The organism is Enterobacter genomosp. O (assembly GCF_001022965.1).
In the GTDB taxonomy this organism is placed as follows: Bacteria; Pseudomonadota; Gammaproteobacteria; order Enterobacterales; family Enterobacteriaceae; genus Enterobacter; species Enterobacter cloacae_L.
The window spans coordinates 1-9,024 of sequence record NZ_LECZ01000006.1 but is presented as its reverse complement, the minus strand read 5'-3'; the positions used below and the strand labels follow the sequence as shown (position 1 = coordinate 9,024).

Below are 9,024 nucleotides of genomic sequence, written 5' to 3'. Positions count from 1 at the left end.
CTGGTGCCCTGGAATGCGCGTAACGAGCTGCAGGCGGTGACGCCGGTGGTGCGTGACGGAGACAGGGATGACCGGGAGAGCTACCGCTACGGTGCGCAGAGTCAGCGGGTGCTGAAGGTGAGCGTGCAGAAGACGGGCAGCGGCGTGCAGACGCGGCGGGTGGTGTACCTGCCGGGGCTGGAGCTGCGCAGCACGCACCGCGGTGACGCGGAAACGGAGCGCCTGCAGGTGATGACGGCGGGCGAGGCGGGGCGTGCGCAGGTGCGGGTGCTGCACTGGACGTCAGGCAGGCCGGACGGCATCAGCAACGACCAGGTGCGCTACAGCCACGATAACCTGACGGGGAGCAGCGGGCTGGAGGTGGACGGTGACGGCAGGGTCATCAGCATGGAGGAGTACTACCCGTACGGGGGGACGGCAGTCTGGACCGCCCGCAGCGCGGCGGAGGCGGACTACAGGACCGTGCGCCACTCGGGGAAGGAGCGTGACGCGACGGGGCTGTACTACTACGGGTACCGGTACTGCCAGCCGTGGTCGGGCCGGTGGCTCTCCGCGGACCCGGCGGGGACGGTGGACGGCCTGAACCTGTTCCGGATGTGCCGCAATAATCCCGTCACGCTTAAGGATGAAGAGGGGAAATGGCCGGTTAACCCCTTCTCGTTTGAGAGCAAGGTTCAGAGTGCAATGAAAGATGCTGTTCGTTATATGAGTACGGCGCTGGATGTTCTGGAAAAAAATAACTCTGACGCTATTGCCAGTATTGCGGACTCCTTGTATGGCAACCATTCTCAGGAAACACTGAATCAATGGAAGCGTAATTTAAGACAGAGTATTGTTTATGCCCAGGCATTTGATGCATCGATAAATCTTCATGTTTTTGATAGCCAGGACTCTCCTTCTGCTGCTTTCGTAAATACACAAGAAGCCAGGGAATACTCAAAATATCTCTTAACCGTCTCACGAATCCAGAACAGTGAAACGGATCGCAGGACAAAAAAAATCGACCTGGCTGAAGCGGAGATTAACTATCGTGATGAAAAGCATACGAAATATCTTCACATTAACAAATTCAATGTGAAACTAGAAATGGCTAATTTTGGGAGAGACTATTTGGTTACTTCGCTTATTCATGAACTCTCTCACGCCAGCAGTAATACCAATGATTATGTATATGCAGCTGCATATAAGGAGCGCCCGAATGAAGTCGCTTATTTTACACTGAATGCACTGGTTCGTGAAGAAGTGCCGAGGGAGCAGCAACTGCCAGCTTACCGGACATCAGCAGATACCGGTGAGGAAATGGCAAAATGGAACGCGGATACGTTTGCGCATGCCACTAACTTACTGTTTTCCTCCACTCACTCCGGAAGACATGGCCAGAATTACAGGAACTTCCTGGAGCAAAAGCGAAGAGGTTTCGCAAGACCAGACAGCAGGAATTGAGTGTTGACCTGACGGTCTTCATTTGGCTGGCACCTGAATGTGCCAGCGTTTCTGAACGCTTAAGGATGAGGACGGTCGAACCTCTTATACCGGGCTGGAACTACAAAAGGTCTGCAATGATATAGCAAAGGGTACCTGTTCCGAACGCTATCGCCGGTATTTTGAGGAAGAAGCACTTAGCTCCGGGAAGACGGCTCAGATCGAACGGGCGCGAGATGCTGTAGACGCATTGCCTGTATTGACGGTGATGAAAATGGCGTTCTGTACCCGGGAGTCAGCGTGCCTTCTGATGAGCTAAAAAAGGCTGCATGCTGGCAGTACTATTCAGAACAGCCAGCAATCATGTTTCAGCTCATCCCGGGTCGTTTCTTTGCCGAATCAGGGGCTGGAAATGTTCCAGTTATCTTCAAAATCCGGGAAATACATTGCGATATTGTGCATAAGGGCATGAGGGTTACAACGCTCAAGGCCAGCAAAGAGAGGGCTCATAAAATTGCGGGCACAATGTTTGCGAGTCACATGACGCCGGGGAAGCTTTTGTTTGCCGATCCGGCCAGGAAATGACCAGGGCAACGCTCAGCTATAGCGGATACACCCAGAGGAAAAAGACCTGGCCGACCATTCATTTTTCTCTGACGATGTCCTGCTTCACTGAAGTTGCCCGCCTCAATAGCTAAGTCACCACTACGAAAAACCGGTCCTGTGAATTCTGACAGGGGCCGGTTTTTTTTTGAACGGAACAGCACGTGACTCTCAGCCAGAATTTGCGGTATATCTCAGGTGTCTGCCAGGGATGACCTTTCGGTCCTGAGCGACCTGTCGGGCAGATAACCTTCCCTACAGACGCCGTTGATGGCCACCACCTTGTACCTGCAGTTACCGGAAGGAAAATTGCCTGCGCCGAAGGCATCATTATAAAGAGTCAGACATCACCCTACTCCCGATTTACGGGACTCTTCGTGGCCATTTCCCTGAGGATCATGAATTCATGTGGTTATACCACGCTGATATTCCATCACATTTCTGTCCCGGCAGGCATCCGCGCTTATGTGAATATTTCACCCGTGGATTAACCGTATTCAGACTGATTTATGAAGTAAGCATAAACCGGATCGGTCAAAATATGCCTGCATATGCCTTTACAGCAAGTCCGGGACCGTTTTACACGTCCCTTTTACCAGAGAAAATATGATGACAATTCCATTAACCGGTTCCCTTCATCGGGGGACTCCGACCATACAGGTATTTGACAACCGCGGTCAGACGGTCCGCACCCAGCAGTTTCACCGCGATGATGTCGGGCAATCAGCAGCCCTGCGACTGACGCGCACAACCTATTCTCCCGGTGGATTCCCGCTGGCCACCTACGATCCCCGCCTTCAGATACCCGTGCGTAGCTGGAGCCCGACCCTTAGTGGATCCCCCCTGCAGACCCGTAGTACCGATGCCGGTACTGACTGCACGCTCAGTGATACAGAGGGAAGGCCGTTATGGCAGCTCGATGCCGGGGGAACCATACGCCGCTGGCACCGCGAATCACCGAAACTACCGGGTCGCCTGCTCGCCGTAAGTGAACAGTCTCCCGGAGACACTCCCCGGATCCGGGAGCGTTATGTGTATGCTCCGGTCACCGCAGACAGTCAGGCGTATAATCTCTGTGGACATATCCTCCGTCACTACGATCCTGCTGGCCGTCAGGCTGTACTGTCCGTGGGGCTGGGGGGACAGGTATTACGTCAGCAGCGCCATCTTTGTGCGGATACCGCGCGTCAGCCTGAGTGGAAAGCAGTGACTGAAACCGACTGGGAAATGCTGCTGGCCCCGGCGTGCGCCATCACAACTATTGTTGTTGATGCCTGCGGCCAGGGCGTGCGTCAGACAGATGCAGCCGGCCACGTACAATGTCAGCGTTATAACATTGCCGGACAGCTGGTACAGCGGACACTGCAACGCAAAGGGAATTTTGTCCTGCAAACATTACTGGCTGACGTGACCTATACCGCTGACGGGAACATACAGCAGGAAACGCTGGGGAATGGTGTTGTAACGCGCTATGAATATTCACCGCAGACAGGCAGACTGGTCAGTCTGAAAACTACCCGCTCCACCACCGGGATCCCGCGCGTCCGGGTTCTTCAGGACCTGCGTTATACTTATGATCCGGTCGGAAACGTTCTGTCTGTTCGCAACGACGCGGAAGAAACACGCTTCTGGCGCAATCAAAAAGTGGTGCCGGAAAACACGTACGTCTACGACAGTCTGTACCAGCTGATCCAGGCGACCGGGCGCGAATCATCAGATAATGTCACATCTGGCGACGGGCCGGGGCAACAGCCAGTTATCCAGATTCCTGGTGACGTGGTCAACCGGAGCGTAAACTATTCCCGACACTACCGTTACGATGCATCCGGAAACCTGGTTCGTATCCGTCATCACGGGGCGTCAAGATGGAGCCGGGAGCTGACCGTGTCGGATCGCAGTAATCATGCCCTTCTTAAGCAGGGAATGTGGGGGTCCATTACGCCGCAGACGGTTGATGCCCACTTTGATGCAGCGGGAAACCAGCGGGCACTTCAGCCCGGACAGAATCTGGTCTGGAACGAAAGTCAGCAACTGGCGGCGGTCCACATCGCCTCTCAGCCCGGAGAGCGGCGCAACACACAACCTCAGGAGTACTATCAGTATGATGCCGGTGGGCTGAGAGTGGTGAAAGAAACCCTGCAGCAGGCACGCACTGTCAGCCACCGCGAAACGGTGGTGTATCTCCCCGGACTTGAATACCGGCGCTGCCGACAGGGCAAAGACACAACCGAGTCGCTGGCGGTTATTCTTGCGGGTGAGGTACAGGTACTGCACTGGGATCAGGAACATGAAGTACCATCAGGGATGACCAATGGCAGCGCACGCTATAGCCTGAGCGGCGCAACCGGAATGAACGCTATGGTTCTGGATGAAAAAGGCAATATCATCAGTGCGGAAGAGTACTTTCCGTACGGTGGAAGCGCGTGGCGGGCTTCGAGCAGCGCGGTGGAAACACGTTACCGTACTCATCGCTATTCGGGGAAGGAGCGTGACGCGACGGGGCTGTACTACTATGGCTACCGGTACTACCAGCCGTGGGCAGGTCGCTGGCTTTCCGCAGATCCGGCAGGAACCGTTGACGGTCTGAATTTGTACCGTATGGTACGAAATAATCCGATAACCCTCAGCGATCCTGATGGCCTCGCGCCAGTCAGATCAACAGCGCAACAGAAGCAGATTCTTCGTGACCGTTTCGTTTCTAATATACGACACGCAGGCCTTCACCTCAAAGAATTTAAAGCTATTCACCGAGTTGCCGTGGAGAAAACATGGCATGTTAATGTCCGCACAGGAAATTCTGCTCGCGTGGATTACGTTGGCAAAATGGGGTTCCGGCCTAAACCGGCAGGCGTATATCAAAAAACGTTTAAAGGAGATAAAAATGAGGGGCTTGTGCTTTACACGGGAGATCAAGCCGAGAAAGCCAAACAGGATGTGCACACAATCAATAACCCTTCAGCCGATGCCCCGGAGGCGCTACAGGTTCTTAGCAAGGAAGGTTTCCGCCTGGATGTGATTAATGAAGAGCAGGCAGCCCTTGCTGATGGATTCGGGAATCAAGTATATGGCGACATCGATATCCATAGCGTGCTTGACGAAAATGGTGGCTTTGTAGCTCCGGAAGTATGGGTTCCGGCTCTGAATACGGCGCTGGAAAGTACCGGATTGCATAAGGCTGAGAACCTGCGCGGATGGGGAAATTATTCTCTGACTAAACCCTATGGCGTCAAGGCTCATTCCCCCATACAGCATGGTGCTCATGATGAATGGCATGAGCGTAATGACGAAACTTATGCCGGGGGCATCAATATGGGACCCCAGCCCGGCGTAATGAATATTCGAGGTATGGCGATCGCGGGTGATTTTGAGTTATTTACAACCGAGCAATACAGGGAATATATGCGGAATTTTGCGCGGGACAAAGATAGTGTTTACACCGACGCGGCCTGGAGAAAAGGTGCTGCGCGAGTAAATTCGGTTTACCGACTGAATATCAAAGGCCATACTTTCAGGTTTAAATCATAGGTATAAGCTGTAAGTTAAAGAGGAGATCCTTTTTATCGGCGCTGTTTTCCGAAAAAGTGGATTAATGTCCCTCCTTGACCCGCACTTCAGCCCACCTCGTTCAGATATCGGAACCAGCCAGAGCCTGCTCTTCAGAAGAGCAGGCTCTGTTTCTTTCTGTCCGAAGCTCGCCAGCAATGAGCATCGGTCGTAAATCTAAAAACACCCGCTTTATCCAGGCAGTTAAGGCCAGAGGGTTCATCCCCCCTGTGATGAAGAAGGCAGGGAGAGGCAGATGGGACTGGCCCTTCATTTCCCTCTACCCTCGTCATCCGGAGGCTAAACTAAAGGCTGTGCCAATTTCCATCACGAAGCGTCAGTCCAGCGCCTTGACCTGAATACGTTCGGCCTCAATAGCCTGTACCCTTGACCTGATCCTGTCCTCTAGCTGGGCGACAATCTGATGATTGTCCAGACGTTCCTTCTGTCGGACTCCATTCTCGTAGAACCCACTTTTTTTATGGCCCCCTGTCACCCCAAGCGCAGAGACCTGCGCCTCTCCTGGACCGTTCACGATACAGCCAATGATGGAAACGTCGAGGGGGGTGGTGATGTCTTCCAGTCGCTGTTCAAGGGCATTCACCGTACCGATAACATCGAATTCCTGTCGTGAGCAGGTTGGACAGGCGATAAAATTGATCCCCCGGGAACGAATGCGCAGAGCATTCAGGATATCAAATCCCACCCTGACTTCTTCGACCGGATCGGCGGCCAGCGAGACGCGCAGTGTATCGCCAATTCCTTCAGCCAGCAGCATTCCCAGACCTACGGCAGACTTTACCGCGCCGCTTCGCATCCCTCCAGCCTCAGTGATCCCCAGGTGCAGCGGCTGGTCAATTCGGGCAGCCAGAAGACGGTAGGCCCCCACGGCAAGAAACACGTCCGAAGCCTTCACGCTCACCTTAAACTGGTTAAAATTCAGCGCATCAAGTATATCAACATGACGCATAGCCGATTCCAGCAGGGCTTGTGGCGTCGGCTCGCCATACCTGGCCTGAATGTCTTTTTCAAGAGAGCCACCGTTGACCCCGATGCGGATCGGTATATTCTTATCCCGGGCGCAGTCCACCACGGTACGGATCCGGGCCTGATTTCCTATATTTCCCGGATTGATACGCAGACAGTCAGCACCATATTCAGCGACCTTCAGCGCGATCCGATAATCAAAATGGATATCCGCCACCACCGGAATCCTGACCCGCTGTTTAATTAAGCGAAATGCATCAGCGGCCTCCATCGTGGGAACAGAAACCCGGACGATATCCACCCCCACCCGTTCAAGCTCGTTAATTTGTCGGACCGTCGCCTCCACGTCACCGGTGGGGGTATTCGTCATGGACTGAACCGTGATCGGGGCTCCATCTCCCACCGGCACGCTGCCAATATAGATTCTGGTTGATTTTCGCCTTACCACAGTTGGTGTTCTGTTCATCACTCCATCCTCATTCTTACGTTCCGTAGAGGTCGTCTTACACCCACTGGTGATACGACCGGTGTTAAACAACAATAGCGATACCGGAAAATGCTGCCTTTCCCTGATACATTGTTGGCGTATAATTTAAGGAGCAACCGGGATCCCCTTCCTCTGTTGCAGACTTGCAGAATCGGGCCCTTATCCGGACTGAAATAAAGATTATACTCCGGGCCGATCACCAACATACCTTTCTGGCGTTACGTAATAAAAATTCACGTTTCACTCAGTGAATTGAATCTGGATAAACAATCATAAAAACAGGGCTGAGACACATTAATTTTATGATGCGTGTGACGTTAATCAGGATTAAGAATATTAATTCTGTATGGAATGTAACTCGCCTCACACAAGGTGGAGTAAACAGATTTACTGAGCAGAAATCGTGGGGTACGCCAGGTCATTAATGATGGCTTAAAAGAGTCAATCATGAAGAAGCACCGGCGTCCAGCTAGCTTGATGACTGAACGCCAAATACGGCTGCTATATCAGGACACTCAGGACACCCGTTAGTTCTCCCTTACGCTATGATTTAGTATGGACACTCTACTCGCAAAGAGCCTTCTGTTGCCGTTAAGTACCAGTGCAGTTACAGAATCCGCATTGTCGAGAGTTGACTCTATTCTGAATTGCGTATCTGTCCGTAATCTTGTTGCAATTCCATCAGTCACAGGAATATTTCCCAACCAATCCTCCGGAATATTCCAGTTATACCCTGTCATGAGTTCCTGCTGCGAATAGGATGTAGTAAGGGCAAATTCTTCAAGCGCTTCAACATCCGTTTGATTTATAATTCCCTCAATTTCATCTTGGTATACAGGAAGATACCAGTAATCTTTTGTTCCCATAAACGGATGTGAGAATTCATGGATCAACGTTTGTACTATATGCGCGGAGCTTCCTGTCGGAGTATTCATATTGATATAGATCCTGTTTTCAGGATCATTAGGTATTGTGAATGCAACTGTATTATCTGAAGGGGCCGCGCGAAAACCCACTATATTCCCTTGTTTTTCGCCAAGGTGATAAGTATCAATTGCGGAGCTCATGTTTTCCAGCTTTGTGGTTAAATCATCAATAACAGACTGCATATGCCCGGTTTCTAATTCTCCGGCGGAAAGCCAGCGTTGTACAAAGTTTCTACCCTGCTCAGTTCTGAACCTTACAGATGCAGTCTTCACCATATCCGAAGCAATCTCGAGAGCCTTCCTTAACACTGTGCCAAATTTTTCATTTGCATTCGCTATTTGATCAAGTCCCCTGTGCGTCAGTTCATAGTCAGGTCCTATACGCTGACTTTCAAAAGTATCCTTATTAACAGGATTTCTGCCATCAGGATCCGTATAAGTTACGGGATTATTGCGGCACATCCGGAACAGGTTCAGGCCGTCCACCGTCCCCGCCGGGTCCGCGGAGAGCCACCGGCCCGACCACGGCTGGCAGTACCGGTACCCGTAGTAGTACAGCCCCGTCGCGTCACGCTCCTTCCCCGAGTGGCGCACGGTTCTGTAGTCCGCCTCCGCCGCGCTGCGGGCGGTCCAGACTGCCGTCCCCCCGTACGGGTAGTACTCCTCCATGCTGATGACCCTGCCGTCACCGTCCACCTCCAGCCCGCTGCTCCCCGTCAGGTTATCGTGGCTGTAGCGCACCTGGTCGTTGCTGATGCCGTCCGGCCTGCCTGACGTCCAGTGCAGCACCCGCACCTGCGCACGCCCCGCCTCGCCCGCCGTCATCACCTGCAGGCGCTCCGTTTCCGCGTCACCGCGGTGCGTGCTGCGCAGCTCCAGCCCCGGCAGGTACACCACCCGCCGCGTCTGCACGCCGCTGCCCGTCTTCTGCACGCTCACCTTCAGCACCCGCTGACTCTGCGCACCGTAGCGGTAGCTCTCCCGGTCATCCCTGTCTCCGTCACGCACCACCGGCGTCACCGCCTGCAGCTCGTTACGCGCATTCCAGGCCAGCGC

At 53.2% G+C, this 9,024-nt stretch carries 5 protein-coding genes; 3 read left to right on the top strand and 2 right to left on the bottom strand.

Annotated features, from left to right (window positions below; all coding sequences use genetic code 11):
* The 3 genes from ABR39_RS26130 to ABR39_RS00690 form a co-directional block, all read left to right on the top strand.
* On the top strand, positions 1-1,443 hold a 1,443-nt coding region (locus ABR39_RS26130; RefSeq protein ID WP_047345361.1), incomplete at its 5' end, for an RHS repeat-associated core domain-containing protein.
* A gap of 279 nt (positions 1,444-1,722) precedes the next feature.
* Positions 1,723-2,007 carry a hypothetical protein gene (locus ABR39_RS00695; RefSeq protein WP_047345359.1) on the top strand — a complete coding sequence of 95 codons (285 nt, stop codon included), beginning with the start codon at positions 1,723-1,725 and terminating at the stop codon, positions 2,005-2,007.
* 624 nt (positions 2,008-2,631) lie between these two features.
* Positions 2,632-5,550, top strand: a complete 2,919-nt coding sequence (locus tag ABR39_RS00690; RefSeq protein WP_082132606.1) for an RHS repeat-associated core domain-containing protein — start codon at positions 2,632-2,634, stop codon at positions 5,548-5,550.
* A 355-nt stretch (positions 5,551-5,905) separates the two neighbouring features.
* On the opposite strand, the gene ispG is transcribed toward ABR39_RS00690, so the two are convergent.
* Entirely contained in the window at positions 5,906-7,021 is a 1,116-nt protein-coding gene (gene ispG / locus ABR39_RS00680; RefSeq protein WP_047345357.1) for a flavodoxin-dependent (E)-4-hydroxy-3-methylbut-2-enyl-diphosphate synthase, read from the bottom strand.
* 548 nt (positions 7,022-7,569) lie between these two features.
* Positions 7,570-9,024: RHS repeat-associated core domain-containing protein (locus ABR39_RS25270; protein WP_047345356.1), on the bottom strand; the 1,455-nt coding region annotated here is incomplete at its 5' end.

Coding starts and splice junctions, on each gene's coding strand:
- ABR39_RS00690 (WP_082132606.1), top strand. CDS start 2,632: ATGATGACAATTCCATTAACCGGTTCCCTTCATCGGGGGACTCCGACC.
- ispG (WP_047345357.1), bottom strand. CDS start 7,021: ATGAACAGAACACCAACTGTGGTAAGGCGAAAATCAACCAGAATCTAT.